We start from the raw sequence: 15,884 nt of genomic DNA on the forward strand, positions 1-15,884 counted from the left end.
CGTCACCGGCTGGTGGCCCGGCGGTGCGGTCCACTCGCGACGGTGGGCTCGCGGTTGTGGTCACGGGCGCGGTGGTGATGCCGTTGCGCCGCGCGCAATAGGCGGCGGTGTCCGGTGCGGACAGTCCAGCGGCTGTTGCTGCGGCGCGTCCGGGGCGAAGTTCTCCGGGACGGGCTGGGGCGCCGACAGGATGGCGGCGCCGGCCAGGGCGCCGGGGATTTCGTGGATCAGGCGGATGACCAGCCGGCCGCCGTTGGAGAAGCCGAGGGTGTGGACCTGAGCGCTGTCTCCGCCGTAACGGCGCTGCAGGAGGTCGATGGCCGCCAAGGCGACGCCGTCGGCGCGCGTGGCCGAGGTGTTGACGATTCTGGCGTCGTTCCAATGCTTCTTGTGGCCGTCGAGGTAGGCGACCACGGCTCCGGATCGCGCGCCGATGCGGTCGAAGGTGCCCGCGGTGAACGAGCGGATCGCGGCGGCGGTCTGCATGGCTCATGAAGGACGCCCGCCGGCCCGCAACCCGTGCTCCGCAAGGACGCCGCGCGTAATCGGCGCTCCATCGTGGACGCGGCGCGGGCGCTGGCGCGCGAAGGGAAGCCGATCCGGCTCAACGCGGTCGCCCGCGTGGCCGACCTCGGCACCGTCTACCGCCACTTCCCGGCCCCGGAGGCCCTGGTCGAAGCCGTGGCCGTGGACCAGTTCACTGCCCTGCTGCGGCAAGCGGAAGAGGCGGCCGGGTCGCCCGACGCCGGGCAGGCGTTGCGGGGCTTCCTCAAGGCGGCGGTCACCGCTTACCTGCAGGACGACACCTTCGCTGCCGCGGTCATCGACCCCGATCCGGCCACGCCCGACATCCAGCACCTGCGTGACCGGCTGCAGGACGGGCTCCTGGCCCGTGCCCTGCTCGACGGCGCTCGATTCGCGGTGAGCCGGAGCCGGGATCGCCTGGCGAGAAGGCGTTCACTACTGGCCTGAAGTCCGCTGTCGGCCGGCGCGGGTGCTCGTTAGCGTGGATTTCGTCCAGCACGACGCGGGAAAACCCGTCGCAGGAAAGGAAATCGCGATGACCGACCCAGTCCGCCCGAGGGTGGCGATGCTGCTCTACCCCGGGCTCACGCCGCTCGACCTGATCGCGCCGCACGCCGCGTTCGCCGGCACCACGGAGACCCACCTGGTGTGGAAGACGGCCGATCCGGTGCGGTCCGACTCCGGCGTCGTCCTGCACCCGACGACCACCTTCGCGGACTGCCCGGCGGATCTCGACGTCCTGTTCGTGCCCGGCGGACTCGGCCAGGCATCCGTCGCCGCGGACGAGGAGGTCCTCGAATTCCTCGCCGAGCGCGGCGCCCGAGCCCGGTACGTCACCTCAGTCTGCGGCGGTTCGCTGATCCTGGGCGCGGCCGGGCTGCTGCGCGGCTACCGGGCGACCACGCACTGGAGCGGGATCGAAGCACTCGCGCTGTTCGGCGCGGAATACGCCGAAGGCCGGGTGGTGACCGACCGCAACCGGATCACCGGCGGCGGGGTCACCGCCGGCCTCGACTTCGGCCTCGTCGTGCTCGCACGGCTGCTGGGGGAGGACGTCGCCAAGGTGACCCAGCTGATGCTCGAGTACGCCCCGGCGCCGCCGTTCGACGCCGGCACCCCGGAGACCGCCGGGCCGGAGATCACCGCGCTGGCCCTGGCCGGGAACCTGGCGGTGAACGGGGAAATGACCGCGGTCGCGGAGAAACTGGCGGCGAGGGGCTGGGGCCGGGCCGCCTGAGCGCGGCACCCGGAAGAACCGGGTCAACCGGGGAATTCGTCCGGTGGCAGCTGGTGGATCACGACGTCCGGCTCGCTGAGGGGAAGACCGTCCGGCGGCTCGGGACGCTTGCGGAACAAGGTCACCAGCGCGACGATCGCGACCAGCCCGGCCGCGACCAGCAGCTCCGTGCCCACGCCGATGCCCGTCTCGATCCGGGGCGCGGGGGAACCTCCCTGCGCGGTGAACAAGGCGATCTCGCTGTAGACGTGGGCGACCATGAACACCACGGCGGCGGCGACCACGCCGCCCGCGAGCACCTCGGCCCGTCCCGCCGCCCGGCGGCGGAGCATCGGCACCGCCGCCGCCACGATCGCCGCCGCGCCGACCGCGACCAGCGGCCACCCGAAGTACCGCGGGGTTCGGAACGCCGTGCCCCCGAGCGAGATCGACCACGCGGTGACGTGGAGGGAGTCCTTGGCGTCGCCGTTCGACGCCGGGTTGATCGTGCACAGGTCGAAGAACGCGCCGCCGATCAGCAACGCTCCGGCGATCAGCACCAGCACCGCGCCGGTGTGGGGCCGCCGGTGCGGGGGCGTCGCCGGGGCCGCGGGCACTTCGGCAGATCCGGGTTCAGACATGGGGTGATCATCGCACCCGGTCCCTGGGCGCAGGAGGGGGATCGCGGCACGGATCCGCCGGGCCGCGCCGTTCCCGCGGATCCCGGACGGCGGGCCACCCGGCCGGGTCGTCCGGCAGCGGGATCGGCGCGGCGCGGCGACAATGGCGCGCGTGACCGCAGAACAGGACCCGGCCGACCGCGCCCGCCCGGCCGGCTGGACGCACCGGCATCGCGACGTCTCGGGCGGCTGGCTGCGCCCCACCGTGTTCGGGGCGGTGGACGGCCTGGTCACGAACGCGGCGCTGATCGCGGGCGTCGGCGGCGGTGGCGTCGCCCCGCACACGCTCGTGCTGACCGGACTGGCCGGTCTGGTCGCCGGCGCGTTCTCCATGGGGGCCGGCGAGTACGTGTCGGTCACCAACCAGAACGAGCTGGTGCACGCCGAGGTCGCCCTCGAAGCGGAAATGCACGCCCGCTACCCGCAGCAGGAGCAGGACGAACTGGTCGAGCGGTTCGCGTCCTACGGCGCCGACGCCGAGACCGCCCGGCGCATGGCCGAGGCCGTCTCCCGCGACCCCGACCAGGCACTACGGCTGCACACCCGTGAGGAACTCGGCGTCGACCCGCAGGACCTGCCGTCCGCGCTGCTCGCCGGCGGGGCGTCGTTCGCCGCGTTCTCGCTCGGCGCGCTCCTGCCGCTGCTGCCGTACCTGTTCGGTGCCAGCACTTTGGTCGTGTCGCTGGTGCTCACCGGGCTCGCGCTGCTGGCCGGTGGCGGGGTGGTCGGCAAGCTCACCGGACGGCCCCTGCTGCACTCCGGCCTGCGCCAGCTCGTCCTCGGCGCGCTCGCCGTCGCGGTCACCTACGGGATCGGCCAGCTGATCGGCGCACCGGTCGGCTGAGCGATCGCTTCAGCTGTAGGTGATCCCGGGGAAATCGGCGCGGGCCTGGGTGAACTGCGCGTCCCGGTCGGCGGGCCAGCCGAACGCCGCGGTGGCCATCGGCTTGAGGTTCACCCCGGCCGCGCCGCTCATGAAGTGCACGAACTCGCCCCAGTTCAGATCGCGGGTGAAGTCCGTGCCGTTGCTGGGGAAGTACTGGCCCAGCAGCCCGAAGAAGCGGACCATCACCTGGGCGTGCCCGTGGTCGCGCCACAGCGGGTAGAACCAGTCGCGGAACCAGTGCGTGCCCGCGCGCGGGAAGTCGTCGGTGTGGCTGTCGGCCATCATCCGGTCGTAGAAGTCCTGGGCCTGCGCAGTCATGCCGAGCGCGGTGTAGGCGTCGTAGATGTAGAACTCCATCCACTTGCTGTCGCCCCACAGCCCGAACGCGGGGGAGCCGTGCTTGCCCGCGGCGATGGACTCCACGATGTGCCCGGTCTCGTGGGTGGCGACCTCGTACTGCGGCGTCGTCCAGTTGCTCCCGCCGACGTCGCTGACGTTGCGGAAGTCGTGGGAGGCGTCGTAGACCGTCGACGGGTGCCCGCCGGAGTACTTGCCCTCGTGGTGGATCGAGTACAGCCGGTCGGCGGTCATCTTGTTGCCGGAGTTGCCGTACGTGCGCTGGGCGTACTGCCAGAGGCCGGTCAGGTACGGCATCAGCCAGTCCTGGGCGCTCTTGTCGACGTCGTTGTCGAAGTACAGCGCGACGGTGTCGTTGAACGCGACGCGCTGCAGGAGCTGGTTGTGCTCGAACCAGTGCTCCTGCCAGGTGGCCGGTGGGTCGGCCAGTGCCGTGGGGCGGGCTTGGGCGGTGGCCGGGATCGTCGCGGCCAGCGCCAGGGCGCACACCAGCATCAGGACTCTTCGCATGATCGCCTCGGGGGTCCTCGGGGTCATTGGTCCGAACCATCAAGGACGATATGGGGTTATTTTCCGACTGTCACTGACAGAACGGGACAGATCGCCCACTGTCGCGCGACCTGGCGGCACCAGGTACTATGTGTGGCATGGTAGCTGGTGCGAGCAGGAAGCCGATGACCGAGCTGCGGCGCGGCACCATCGCGTTCTGCGTGCTCGCGCTGCTCGACGAGCGGGAGCGCTACGCGGTGGAGCTGGTCGGCGCGCTGACCGACAGCCAGGCGCTGGCGGCCGGGGCGGGCACGATCTACCCGCTGCTGTCCCGGCTGCGTGAGGACGAGCTGGTCGTCACGACCTGGAAGGAGTCCCCGGCGGGACCGCCGCGGCGGTACTACCGGCTGACCCCGGCCGGGCGCCGGTCACTGGAAGCGTTCCGCGGCGAGTGGGCGCAGTTCCGTGACGCGGTCGACCTGCTGCTGACGAAGGGAGCGTCATGAATGCCGAACCGACTGTGGTGAGGAGTGAGCCGTTGTCCGCCACCGAGGCGCTGATCGCCGATTACCTGGACCGCCTGCGCTGGGCCGCCGCGGGCCTCGCGCCCGCCACCCGCGCCGAGCTGCTCGACGACATCGCCGCGCACCTGGCCGAGACGGCCGGCCCGGACGAGGCCCGGACCCGGCAGGCCCTGGACGAACTGGGCACCCCCGAGGAGATCGCCGCCGCGGCGGCTGCCGAAAGAGGGGTTCCGGGTGGTTTTGCCGGGGCGCCGGCTGGTGGTCCTGCCGGTGGTCCTGCTGGTGGCGCGGCTGGTGGTCCGGCTCGCGCGGGCGGGGAGCTGGCCTACGACGTGGGCACGGTGCTGGTGCTGCTGCTCGCCGGGTTCGTGGTCCCCGTGCTGGGCTGGATCGCCGGCGTGGTGATGCTGTGGAACGGCCCGCGCTGGAACACCCGCGAAAAGTGGGCGGGCACGCTGCTGTGGCCCGCTGCGATCCTGGTTGCCGGGGCCTTGCTGCTGCTCGGCCACGGACTGGCGGGCGGCGTCGGCCCGGTGGTGATCCTGCTCGGCGCGGTGCTCGTCCTGGCCGGCCTGGTCACAGCGTTCACGCTCCTGCTGCGAGCCGCCTCCCGGCGACGGTCCTGACCGGCTGCCGGGCGCTGCCAGGGTTCGCCGGTGGCGGGACTCGTGCCGGGCCGTTCTGCAGCGCGCGAGTCCCCGCGCGGCGACCTTCATCGGTTCCTGGGCCGCGGCCCGAGTCCGCCGACGGTGGGACCCTGGCCGAGCGTCGGGCCGCGCGAGTCTGCCGCGCCGAGACCCTGACCGGCGCCCGGTTTGCTTCGTGGCACTAAGGTCCGCAGGCACCCGACCACTTCCCGGGCTGCCCCGTGGCTCCCGGGTTCCCCCGCGCCGCATCGCCGGGCCGTCGAGGACGGTTCGGCACAGAGAGGATTTCTCATGACCCCAGCGGAAAACCCGGTCCCGGCCGGTTCCGGGCGGCCCAAGCTCACCCGGTCGCGCAAGCACTACGTCTTTGGCGGGGTGTGTGGCGGGCTGGCCGAATTCTACGGCTGGACCCCGTACCGGGTGCGGCTGCTGTTCGTGATTTCGTGCATCATCCCGGGCCCGCAGTTCCTGCTCTACCTGGTGATGTGGTTCGTCATCCCCAACGCCCCGAAGCCCCGCTGAGCACCCGGGCCGTCAGGCCGTGACGAGACGGGCCGGGGCGCGCGGGTACTCCAGGTCCTTCGTCCCGGCCCAGTCGCCGAGCTGACGGAGCGAGCGGGCCGCGGACGTCCCCGGTTGCGGGGTGCAGGTGAACAGGGTGACGCCGTCGTCGCAGATCACGTCCAGTGGTTCGAAGCTGAGCTCGATCGCGCCGATCTCCGGGTGCCGCAGGACTTTGGCGCCACGGCCGGGACGGCGGATGTCCTGGCGGGACCAGCGGGTGCGGAACTCCGCGCTGAGCAAGGAAAACTCGTCTACCAGGTAGCTGAGGCCGGGGTCGGCGGGGTCCTGGGCGGTCGCGAGGTGCAGGGCGGAGACGGCCTCGTTCGCCATCTCGTCCCAGTCGCCGTAGAAGGTGCGGGAGCGGGGGTCCAGGAAGATGAACCGGGCCGAGTTCACCGGGCCGGCCGTGCCGGAGAAGGCCGGGAAGAACAGGGCGCGGGCGAGGGTGTTGGCGCCGACGACGTCGAGATGCCGGGTGCGCACGAAGGCCGGCGCGGCGGTGATGGAGTCGAGCACGGACTGCAGCTCGGGGCCGACGGAGTGCACTCGCGGCCGCGGGCGCGACGCCGGCCCGGCCGCCGCGCGCATCAGCGCGAACAGGTGCGATCGCTCGGTCCGGTCCAGCTGAAGGGCCCGGGCCAGCGCGTTCAAGACACTGTCGGAGACCCCGCCGGCCTGGCCCCGCTCCAGGCGCTTGTAATACGGCACGCTCACGCCGGCCAGCACGGCGACCTCCTCGCGCCGCAGCCCGGGGACCCGCCGCGCGCCGTAGGTCGGCAGGCCGGCTTCCGCCGGGCTGATGCGGGCCCGCCGGGCGGTCAGGAAATCCTTGATCTCGGACCGAATGTCCATCTGGAGTCCCGGGGTCAGGATCGGGCGGCGAGGCCGGTGAAGAGCCAGTGGGAAGCCTTGCCGTAGAGCGATTCCGGAACCAGGTCCGGGTCCGTCCGGCGCAGCTGCACCAGGCCCTGGAACAACGCCAGCAGCACGGTGGACAGCTCCTCGAACGGGGCGTCGCCGCCCTGGCCGCGCTTCTCGGCGCGAGCGGCGAGGACGGCGGTCAGCGCGTCCCGGTTCGACCGGAACTGCCCGGCGAGGTGCTGCTGGAACTCGGGCCGCCGGATCGCGTACAGCCAGAATTCCGCCTGCAGCAAGGCGAAATCGACGTCGTTGTCCGCGACGTCGACGACCAGCCGGGACATCGCGGACCGGGTTTCGTCCGGGCTTTGGTCCGCATCGGACACGATATCGGCGGCCTCGACGAGACGGTGGCGGCTCCGGCTGGCGAACACCTCGACGAACACCTCCTCCTTGCTGGAGAAGTGCGTGTACAACGCGCCGGTCGTGAAGCCGGCCTCCTCGGCGATGTCGTCGACCGAGGCGCCGGCGAAACCCTTGCGCGCGAAGACCTGCGCGGCGGCGTCCAGGAGAAGCGCCCGGGTGCGGGCCTTGGTCTCGGCCCGCGTCAGACGGCGGGGTTGTGTCTCTTCACCACTCACATAGTGAACACTATTCGAATAGCGCTCACTATGTCAAACGGCCGAGCGCGCGAAAGCGGGGCCGGCCACCAGGTCGAACGGCCGGCCCCGCCGAAGGGGCTACGCGTCGGCGATCCAGTTGCCGTGGAAGCCCTCGGGCACGCGCGCGGGCAGCGCCACCGTCGCGGCCGGGGCGGCGGCCGGGTTGGTGGCGTCCAGGATCACCAGGTCCGAGGCGCCGCGGGTGCGGTTGCAGACGTAGGCGATCAGCCACTGCGGGGACGCGAACACCGCCTCGCCGGGGGTCCGGCCCGGCCCGAACTCGTGCACGGCCGCCGAGCCGGTGTGCAGGTCGTAGCGGATCAGCGAGGTGTCCGTGGTGACGTGCCCGTGGCGGACGTCGAGGCCCGTGAGCCGGTCGTCGATCCGCGGGAACTCGCAGTCCCGGTCGTCCAGCTGCTCCTCGTGGACGGTGCCGGTGCGGGTGTTGAGCCGCCACCGCCACAGGGTGCCCGGGACCCCCTCGTGGCCCTCCCACCACAGGTGCCCGTACCGCACGCCGTACAGCACCACCTCGTCGCCGGCCTCGTGCGCGTTGAGCGTGTGGAAGACGTAACACGGCTCGATCGGGAACCAGCGGACCGTCCCTTGTGGATCGTCCCGGCGCAGCAGCCCGATCCGGGCCGGGTAGTCCGGGTCCCAGCTGAACGGCATGCCGTGGCCGCCCGGCACGAACACCAGCGGCAGGTCGAGGAACACGACGTGCCGGCTGGTGAGCGCGAAGTCGTGCATCATGGTCGGCCCGCCGACCTCGACCGGGCGGCTCAGCCGCAGCACGCCGTGGACGTCCGCGCGGTGGTAGGTCAGATACGGCTGCTCCCGCGCATACCCGAAGAAATGCAGCTCCCCGGTTTCCGGGCAGATCTTGGGGTGCGCGGTCATCGGGGTGGCGAGCCTGCCGTCGAAATCATGGGGGCCGACGGTCTCCAGCTCGGTGGTCACCTCGTAGGGAAGCGAGGTTTCGACGAGGGCGAGCGTTTTCCCCGCGTGGTTGACGACATGGGTGTTGGCCGCCGAATGACGCAGATCCGGTTTCCCGTCCGGACCGGGCGGGAGGGCCGCGTCGAAGCTCTCGGTCCGGACCCAGCGGTTGCGGTACCACGCCGCCCGGCCGTTCTCGAGCCGCACGCCGTGCAGCATCCCGTCGCCGAGGAACCAGTGCTGGGTCCGGGTGCGCGGGTTGGGGCCGTTGCGCAGGTACCAGCCGTTCAGCTCGGGCGGGATGGCGCCGCTGACCGGCAGGTCGAACGCGGTCAGCTCGTCGGCGACCGGGGCGTAGTTCTCCCTGAGGTGGAACGTGGTTTCGGTCATCGCGCCTGGTCTTCGTAGGAGCGGCGGGGCGCGTTGACGGTGAAGAAGAACCGGTGGAACAGGCCCCCGACGAGCATCACGGCGAGGCCGAGCCCGATGGCGACCACCAGTGCCGGGTCGCCGACCGCGTGCGAGGTCCGCAGTGCCTCCTCGACCCCGGCGGCGATCAGGACCAGCGTCGCCTTCGACGCGATCAGCGGGACCAGGTGGATGGTCACCGGCTTGCTCTTGAGCCGGGCCTTGACCAGGATCATCACCACGGTGAAGACGACGATGGTGCGCAGCGCCTCCTCCCAGGCCGGCCTGCTCTTGTTGAGATACCAGAATCCGCCGATCACCAGTCCGCCGATCAGATAGCGGCCGATCTTCGCCACGGGATTGTTCATTTCCTCTGCCCCTCGGATGAGTTGATGCCGAACGCTGGTGAAAGCGAAACACGCATCGGCCGGGGGCTGGGAGTCCTTGTCGGAGGGACCCTGGCAGGGTCCCCCTCGACCAGCGGGAATCAGCCGAGGGCGTCGAGCGGGACGGCGCCGGCCATCGCCTGATAGCCCGAATCCCCGGGGTGGAGGTGATCACCGGAGTCGTACCGGGACAGCAGCCGGTGCGGATCCGCGGGATCGCGCAGGGCCGCGTCGAAGTCGGCCACCGCGTCGAACGTCCGGCTGTCCCGGATCCAGGAATTGACGCTTTCGCGTATTCCCTCGGTCGCGGGGGAATACGTGTGGAAGCCGTCGAACGGGGTGATGGTGCCGCCGACGACGCGCAACCCGGCCGCGTGCGCGCGTGCCACGATCTGCCGGTCGGCCTGGATCAGCTGATCGGCGGCCTTCACCGTGCTGTCGATGTCGCTGATGCCTTCGAGGTAGATCACCGTGCCGGCGTCCGGCTGCGCCAGGACGTCACGCTGGAGCCGGGCCTCGGCGCTGACCCCGGAGCCGTTGGCGGTGACGCGGTTGCCCGCGATGCCCTCGTTGGCGACGCCGAACCGGCTGCACGGCCCGAGCCGGACGGCCAGGTAGTCCGGCCAGCGGTGCTCGGCGTCCACTGTGGAATGGAATCCGTCGGTGATCGAATCGCCGAGCGCGACCACGGTGCGCGCGGGCCGGCCCGGCTGCACGGTGACGGCGTCCAGCCAGAACCAGCGGTCGACCTGGTGGGTGTAGCGCGCCGCGGACGGGTCGGCACCGGCGTCCCCGTCGGCGTACCAGCCGTGCTGCTGGGCCCGCAGGTGCCCGGTGACGTCGCCGGTGCCGCCGTCGACGTGGATGCTCACCGACAGGTTTTCCCCGGGCCGCACGGTCAGGTCCACCGGGTCGCTGACGACCTCGGCCCCGGCCGCGACCGTGGTCGCGTCCGCCCCGGCGAAGCGCACCCGCTGGTTCGAGCCCGCGGCGAGGGCGGCCCCGTCGGACTGCGCGCCGGCCCACACCGAGCCGAACCGCACCGCGGTGGTGCCGAAGGCGTTCGACAGTCGCAATCGGACGGACGTGCCGCCGATCGAGGTGTGCACGACCTCGCGGATCGTCTTGTCCTGGTAGGGGCCGCTGAGCCGGACCGGTGCGGCGGTCCAGGTGTCGACCGGTCCGGCCGGCGCCGCCGTCCCGCACGCGTCGGCCGACGGGGCCGGCGGCGGGCCGGTCGAACAGGAGCACAGGACACCGGCACCGAGGAGCAGCGTCGCCGCGGTGCGAAACGCGGTGGAGTGCCGTCGCCGCATACTGGTCCTCCTCTTCCGGCGGCGCTACGAAGCCGCGCTGATCGTAAGCCAGTTCGCCAGATCGGCCTCGGAAGTCTGCTCCACTGTCGCGTTCGGAGGGATGCGCACGGCCAGCGGCGCGAAGTACGGCCTTCGCGACGACGGCGGGAAGTGCCCGGTCTTCGGGTCGACCACCGCGTCCGCCGGCTGGTACCCGGCGAAGGTCAAGTACCAGCGGCCGTTGTCCTGGATCACCGCAGGCACCCCGGGCGCGACCACGGTCTTGGCGATGTAGTTCGGCCACTTCGACTCCTGCGACTGCAGCAGGTACCGGACTTCCGCGTGGTTCGGGGTGCCCCAGACGCCGGTGGGGTCGGGCATGGTCAGCTTCCGGTAGCCGGCCCCGGCGGCGGGCAGGAACGTGTCCGACCAGGCGAGCCCGATCTTGTAGCCCGGATCGTCGTACTCGCCGGTGGAGTAGGCCATCACGTACTTGCCGTTGACCTGGGTGATGTTCCCGGTTTCGATCAGTTTGAACGTGGCCGGCTGGTCCAGTCCGAAGAAGAGTTCGGACCGGAAGTCGCCGGGCGCCAGGAGCACGGTGGGCTTGCCGGGCGCGGGGATGGCCGCGGTGGCCATGGGCTGCGCGACGATGCCGTCCCGCGCGGGGTTGTCGGTGAGCCGTTCACTGTAGACCAGGTACAGCTTCCCGTTGTCCTGGAAGTACTTCCCGTCGTAATTCGCCTTGGTGGGCTTGGTGAAGTCGCCGGCCACCAGTGAGTCGGCGACCCAGTCCGTGGGCACTGCGGTGCCGGACGCCTGCGCGGGACGGGCGTGCACGACCGCGGTCCACGCCTTCGCCTGGGGATAACGGGGATTGGCCACGTAATAGGTCACGGCCAGCTGCCAGGCGCCCGAATCGTCCTGGAAGACGTTGTTGTTGATCCGGTTCCGCAGGGTGGAGCCGGCCAGCTGCGCGGTGAGGGACGGCCCGATGGACACCGTCATCGGAGTGGCCTGGAAACAGCCCTTCGTCGGGGTTCCCGCGCAGCTCAGCAGCTCGCTGGTGGTACCGGAAAAGGACTGCGGGAGCGTGCCCGGCTTGGCGACGCGGATCGGGTACGGGTCGGAGTAGTAGCCCTGGCGCGGCTGGGTGGTCACCTTGGTCATCGGCTGGATGAGCTGGGCCGGGCCGGCCGGGGCCGATTCGGTCGGTGTGGTCGAGCAGGCGGTGGTCAGGCCGACGGTGGTGACGGCGGTGAGCGCGATTCGCCAGAGCGTACGGCGCACGGTCAGGTCCTTTCGCCGGAATTCGCAGGGATTCGTTCGTTTCGTGCGGGCGCGGCACGATCTCGAGTCCGAGACTAATGGCGGAAAGGATGGCGTGGGGGACCCTGTCAAGGTCCCCCGCTTCTCATTCCAGGCATTCGCCGATGATCCCGGCGATGCGGTCCGGGGCGCTGAGGTAGGGCGAGTGGCCGGTGTCGACGGTGACGGTTTCGGTGCAGCGGCGGGAGAATTCCGTGACGAGGGCCGGTGGCCAGGTGCGGTCGCGGCGGGTCGCGACATAAAGCGAAGGGGTGTGTTTCCATTCGGCGGCGGTCGGGCTCAACTGGAAGTTGAGCACCGTGTCGGGGCGCAGCAGTTCGACCGCGTGCGCCGCCACATCGGGCGGGCAATCGGCGTAAAAGAGGCTCGTCGCGGCCCCGGGATCGATCCGGGCCTGGGCGCCGTCCTCGGAGAAACGCAGTGCCTGCGCGAATTCCGACCCGCCGGCGGGATCCTCGGCCAGCCATCCGACGGCGGTCTCGTCGACGTCGAGCACCCATCCGGACAGGAAGACCATCCGCCGGACCCCGCGCAGGGAACCGGCGACCGCGCCGCCGAACGAGTGGCCCACGACCACCGGCGGCGCCGCGGCCCGGTCCACGATGTCCTGCACGAGCTTGATGCTTTCCGGCAACGGCAGCAGGCCGATGTCCGGCACGCTCACGCTCCCGGCGATCTCGGTGAGCCGGCTGACCAGCGGTGTGTAATGGGCGGGCTGGTGGTACGAACCGTGGACCAGCACGATCGGAGTGTCCGGCATGGGAGCACGGTAACCGGTGATCGCGATGCGGGCGAGGACCCCGTGAAGGTCCCCCTCAGGGCGTGTAGAACGGATGCGTCACCCGGTTCCGCCCCGCCACCAGCTCCGCGGTGAGGTCATGGCCGGACGCCGCCTCGCGCACGCCCTTGCGCATCGCCTCGCGGGCGGCGGCCCGGACGGCGTCACCGCGGGTGGCCTCCGGATTGAGCCAAACCGCGGCGAACACCAGCGTTTCCTGGTCCCCGGCGAGCACCCCGTCGGCCACGGAATCCAGGACGCCCTGGGCGATCCCGACCTGGCAGGCGCCCGACACGAGGTTCACCAAGGCCTCGGTGGGCGACTCCGTTTTGTTCAGCATGATCGTCGGCGGGTGGATTGTCCGGTACGACGGCTGGTCCTCGCCGACGCACACCAGGATCGGGGTGAAACCGGCCGTGGGGGAGGCGAAGGCGCCGGTCATCGTGGCCGCGGTGGGGGAGCCGCGGCGGGCCAGCACCACGTTGAGGTGGACGCCGTCGGGGTTGGCGCCGCCCCAGGCCTGGGCGGTGCGGCCGTCGAGGTCGGTCATTCAGAGTCCTTTCCGTGGGCCGCCGGAGACCGACAGCGCGCGGCCGCGCGTCTCCGGGGCGAGCGCGAGGGAGCTGAGGCCGCCGATCAGGCAGACGGCGACCATCAAGCCCATGGTGGGCAGCAGGCCGAACGCGGCCAGTGCCAAGGGCAGCAGGAACGTGCCGATCGCGGAGCCGATCCGCGAGGCCGCCGCCGCGACGCCCATGCCGGTGGTGCGCACCGAGGTCGGGAAGACCTCCAGCGGGTACACCCCGGGCAGGATGCTCATCACCCCGTAGGCGAAGAGGTAGCCGAAGAACGCCGGCACCACAAGGGAATGCGGCAGCCACTGTCCACCCGCGACGATCGAGAGCATCAGCGCGGTGACGAACATCGGCGCGATGAGGATCTTCCGGCGGCCGATCCGGTCCACCAGGGACCACCCGAGCACCGCGCCCGCCAGTGCCGTGCAGGTGCCGAACACCGCGGTGAGCACCGGGTCCGAGATGCCCAGCGTGGTCAGGATGTCGGCCTGGAAGAACGTGATGGCGAAGTACGGCAGCACGATGCAGATCCAGAACACGCAGCAGAACACCGTGCGCGCCAGGTACTCCCGCCCGAACAGGGTCCGGTAGCCCGCTTCGCCGGTCGGCTCGTCGGCGAACTCGGGGGAGTGCGGGTCGAGCGCGAGGTGCTCCATCAGGATGGCGCGCGCCTCGGCGTGCCGCCCCTGGGACATCAGCCAGCGCGGGGATTCCGGGAGGCCGTGGCGGAGGGCGAGCACGATCGCGGCCGGGACCACGCCGAGCGCCAGCGCGTACCGCCAGGCCCCCGGATCGATGCGGGTGATCAGGAAGCCGAGGAAGAACGCCAGCACGTAACCGACGTTCCAGAGGATCTCCAGCACGCCGAGGTAGCGCCCGCGGTTGTGGGCCGGGGTGAACTCGCCCAGCATCGGCGAGCCGATCGCGTAGTCGGCGCCGACCGCCAGGCCCATCACCACGCCGAGCGCCACGATCTGCCATGGAGCCCGCACGAAGAACAGCAGCGCCGAGGAGACCAGGAAAACGCACAGGTCGGCGGTGAACATCGGCCGCCGGCCGAACCGGTCGGTGCAGTACCCGCCGAGCGGCCCGCCGATGATGGTGCCGACCAGAGTGGACGCGGAGATCAGGCCCAGCCACACCGGCGTCGTGTGCAGGTCGGCGCGGAACGCCTTGCCCGCCACGGCCACCGCGATGCAGGCGAACACGAACCCGTCGAGGAACATGCCGCCGCCGGTGGCCACCGTCAGCCGGCGCAGGAACCGGGTGCGCCGCGCGTTCACCGCGCCGGCGCCGGCGCGGGAGATCGTGGTCATCGCCGGATCACCGCCCTTCACAGGCCGAGCGCGAAATAGCCGGTCTCGAGGTACTCCTCGATGCCGCTTCGCCCGCCTTCCCGGCCGAGCCCGGAGGCCTTGACCCCGCCGAAGGGCGCGGCCGGCTCCGAAACGATCCCGCGGTTGATCCCGACCATGCCGGTCTCGCACGCCTCCGCGACCCGCACCGCGCGCGAGAGGTCGCGCGTGTAGACGAAGGCGACCAGCCCGTACGGCGTGGCGTTGGCCAGCTCGACCGCCTCGGCCTCGGTGTCGAAGACCGCGATCGGCGCGACCGGCCCGAAGATCTCCTCCTGCATCACGCGGTGCGCCGGGTCCACGCCGGTGAGCACAGTGGGCTCGAAGAAGTACCCGGGCCCGTCGATCGGCTCCCCGCCGGTGACCGCCTTGGCGCCGTGCGCGACCGCGTCCCGGACCAGCTCCGTCACCTTGTCCCGCTGCCGGGCATCGATCAGCGGGCCGAGCGTCGACGCGGGGTCGAAACCGTTGCCGGGCTTGAGTTCCCGGACCCGTTCGGTGAACCGCGCGGTGAACTCCTCGGCGACCGCGCGGTGCACGAGGAACCGGTTCGCGGCGACGCAGGACTCGCCGCCGTTGCGGAACTTCGCCAGCATCGCGCCGTCCAGCGCGGCTTCGAGGCCGGCGTCGTCGAACACCAGGAACGGCGCGTTGCCGCCCAGCTCCATCGAGGTCCGCTGGACGTGGTGCGCCGACTGCCGGATGAGCGCCGAGCCGACGGCGGTGGAGCCGGTGAACGACACCTTTCGGAGCCGGTCGTCGGCCATCAGCGCGGCTGACAGCTCGGGCGCGCGGGTGGTGGTGAGCAGGCTGACGGCGCCCTCGGGCAGTCCGAGGCCGTCGAGGATCTCGGTGAGCAGGGCCGCGGTCAGCGGCGTCTGCTCGGCGGGCTTGAGCAGGACGGGACAGCCCGCGGCCAGTGCCGCGCCCAGCTTGCGGGTCAGCATGGCGAGCGGGAAGTTCCACGGTGTGATCAGCAGCGCCGGGCCGACCGGCCGGTGCGTGGTGACGATGCGCGAGGCACCGTCCGGCGAGACCGCGAAGCCGCCGTGCAGGTGGGCGGCCTGCTCCGCGAACCAGCGCAGGAACTCGGCGCCGTACGCGACCTCCCCGCGTGACTGCGCGAGCGGTTTCCCCATTTCGCGGGTGATGGTCTCGGCGAACTCTTCGGTCCGGGCCAGCACCGCGTCGAACGCCGCCCGCAGCCAGCCCGCCCGGGTGCGCGGGCTGCTCGCGGCGAGTTCCGCCCGCGAGGCGTGCGCCGCGTCCAGTGCGGCGAGGGCGTGCTCCGGTCCCGCGTCGGCGACTTCGGCGATCCGCTCGCCGGTGGCGGGGTCCTCGACGGTGAACGTGGCGCCGGTTTCGACCCACTCGCCGCCGACGTACAGCCGGACGGTCTTTCCTTGCATGT

19 protein-coding genes are annotated in these 15,884 nt (G+C 71.5%); 6 read left to right on the forward strand and 13 right to left on the reverse strand.

The features are described from left to right. Positions 1–60 precede the first annotated feature (60 nt). Complete coding sequence (locus tag BMY97_RS29675) at positions 61–486, reverse strand: alpha/beta hydrolase family protein (RefSeq protein ID WP_091622899.1); 426 nt, start codon at positions 484–486, stop codon at positions 61–63. Between the two features lie 33 nt (positions 487–519). Here BMY97_RS29675 and BMY97_RS29680 point away from each other — a divergent pair, with 33 nt between their 5' ends. Both BMY97_RS29680 and BMY97_RS29685 read left to right on the forward strand, forming a co-directional pair. Next, positions 520–972 (forward strand): TetR/AcrR family transcriptional regulator, encoded by a 453-nt coding sequence (locus BMY97_RS29680; protein ID WP_091622902.1) that lies wholly within the window; start codon positions 520–522, stop codon positions 970–972. 88 nt (positions 973–1,060) lie between these two features. Next, positions 1,061–1,762 (forward strand): DJ-1/PfpI family protein, encoded by a 702-nt coding sequence (locus BMY97_RS29685; protein ID WP_091622906.1) that lies wholly within the window; start codon positions 1,061–1,063, stop codon positions 1,760–1,762. Positions 1,763–1,785: 23 nt separating this feature from the next. Here the strand turns inward: BMY97_RS29685 and BMY97_RS29690 are convergent, their stop codons facing one another. Beyond that, complete coding sequence (locus BMY97_RS29690; protein WP_143086333.1) at positions 1,786–2,382, reverse strand: hypothetical protein; 597 nt, start codon at positions 2,380–2,382, stop codon at positions 1,786–1,788. A 151-nt stretch (positions 2,383–2,533) separates the two neighbouring features. Here BMY97_RS29690 and BMY97_RS29695 point away from each other — a divergent pair, with 151 nt between their 5' ends. After that, positions 2,534–3,265 (forward strand): VIT1/CCC1 transporter family protein, encoded by a 732-nt coding sequence (locus BMY97_RS29695; RefSeq protein ID WP_245787563.1) that lies wholly within the window; start codon positions 2,534–2,536, stop codon positions 3,263–3,265. Positions 3,266–3,274: 9 nt separating this feature from the next. Here the strand turns inward: BMY97_RS29695 and BMY97_RS29700 are convergent, their stop codons facing one another. Then, the gene (locus BMY97_RS29700; RefSeq protein ID WP_143086334.1) at positions 3,275–4,201 is read right to left on the reverse strand and encodes a hypothetical protein; all 927 of its coding nucleotides are present in this window, start codon (positions 4,199–4,201) and stop codon (positions 3,275–3,277) included. Between the two features lie 137 nt (positions 4,202–4,338). Between BMY97_RS29700 and BMY97_RS29705 the strand changes: the two genes are divergently transcribed. From BMY97_RS29705 to BMY97_RS29715, 3 genes are all read left to right on the forward strand, one after another. Further along, positions 4,339–4,659, forward strand: a complete 321-nt coding sequence (locus BMY97_RS29705) for a PadR family transcriptional regulator (protein WP_245787564.1) — start codon at positions 4,339–4,341, stop codon at positions 4,657–4,659. Beyond that, on the forward strand, positions 4,656–5,303 hold the full coding sequence (locus BMY97_RS29710; protein WP_143086335.1) for an HAAS signaling domain-containing protein: 648 nt from the start codon (positions 4,656–4,658) through the stop codon (positions 5,301–5,303). The genes BMY97_RS29705 and BMY97_RS29710 overlap by 4 nt, the downstream gene beginning before the upstream one ends. A 312-nt stretch (positions 5,304–5,615) precedes the next feature. Next, the gene (locus BMY97_RS29715; RefSeq protein WP_091622932.1) at positions 5,616–5,846 is read left to right on the forward strand and encodes a PspC domain-containing protein; all 231 of its coding nucleotides are present in this window, start codon (positions 5,616–5,618) and stop codon (positions 5,844–5,846) included. Positions 5,847–5,858: 12 nt separating this feature from the next. Here the strand turns inward: BMY97_RS29715 and BMY97_RS29720 are convergent, their stop codons facing one another. The 10 genes from BMY97_RS29720 to BMY97_RS29765 form a co-directional block, all read right to left on the reverse strand. After that, complete coding sequence (locus BMY97_RS29720; protein WP_091622942.1) at positions 5,859–6,740, reverse strand: helix-turn-helix transcriptional regulator; 882 nt, start codon at positions 6,738–6,740, stop codon at positions 5,859–5,861. A gap of 14 nt (positions 6,741–6,754) precedes the next feature. Next, positions 6,755–7,387, reverse strand: a complete 633-nt coding sequence (locus BMY97_RS29725; RefSeq protein ID WP_245787565.1) for a TetR/AcrR family transcriptional regulator — start codon at positions 7,385–7,387, stop codon at positions 6,755–6,757. A gap of 99 nt (positions 7,388–7,486) precedes the next feature. Further along, entirely contained in the window at positions 7,487–8,737 is a 1,251-nt protein-coding gene (locus tag BMY97_RS29730) for a carotenoid oxygenase family protein (protein ID WP_091622949.1), read from the reverse strand. Then, positions 8,734–9,123 carry a hypothetical protein gene (locus tag BMY97_RS29735; protein WP_091622952.1) on the reverse strand — a complete coding sequence of 130 codons (390 nt, stop codon included), beginning with the start codon at positions 9,121–9,123 and terminating at the stop codon, positions 8,734–8,736. The genes BMY97_RS29730 and BMY97_RS29735 overlap by 4 nt, the downstream gene beginning before the upstream one ends. A gap of 119 nt (positions 9,124–9,242) precedes the next feature. Next, positions 9,243–10,457: an SGNH/GDSL hydrolase family protein gene (locus BMY97_RS29740; RefSeq protein WP_091622954.1), complete on the reverse strand. Its 1,215-nt coding sequence runs from the start codon at positions 10,455–10,457 to the stop codon at positions 9,243–9,245. A gap of 24 nt (positions 10,458–10,481) precedes the next feature. After that, positions 10,482–11,726, reverse strand: a complete 1,245-nt coding sequence (locus BMY97_RS29745) for a family 43 glycosylhydrolase (protein ID WP_091622957.1) — start codon at positions 11,724–11,726, stop codon at positions 10,482–10,484. Positions 11,727–11,850: 124 nt separating this feature from the next. Further along, positions 11,851–12,525 carry an alpha/beta hydrolase gene (locus BMY97_RS29750; protein WP_091622960.1) on the reverse strand — a complete coding sequence of 225 codons (675 nt, stop codon included), beginning with the start codon at positions 12,523–12,525 and terminating at the stop codon, positions 11,851–11,853. Between the two features lie 55 nt (positions 12,526–12,580). After that, positions 12,581–13,093, reverse strand: coding sequence for a formaldehyde-activating enzyme (locus BMY97_RS29755; RefSeq protein WP_091622963.1), 513 nt, complete (start codon positions 13,091–13,093; stop codon positions 12,581–12,583). Beyond that, positions 13,094–14,434: an MFS transporter gene (locus BMY97_RS29760; RefSeq protein ID WP_143086336.1), complete on the reverse strand. Its 1,341-nt coding sequence runs from the start codon at positions 14,432–14,434 to the stop codon at positions 13,094–13,096. A 17-nt stretch (positions 14,435–14,451) separates the two neighbouring features. Continuing rightward, positions 14,452–15,882 (reverse strand): NAD-dependent succinate-semialdehyde dehydrogenase, encoded by a 1,431-nt coding sequence (locus BMY97_RS29765; RefSeq protein WP_091622976.1) that lies wholly within the window; start codon positions 15,880–15,882, stop codon positions 14,452–14,454. Positions 15,883–15,884 lie beyond the last annotated feature (2 nt).

The organism is Amycolatopsis saalfeldensis (assembly GCF_900110575.1).
Taxonomy (GTDB): domain Bacteria; phylum Actinomycetota; class Actinomycetes; order Mycobacteriales; family Pseudonocardiaceae; genus Amycolatopsis; species Amycolatopsis saalfeldensis.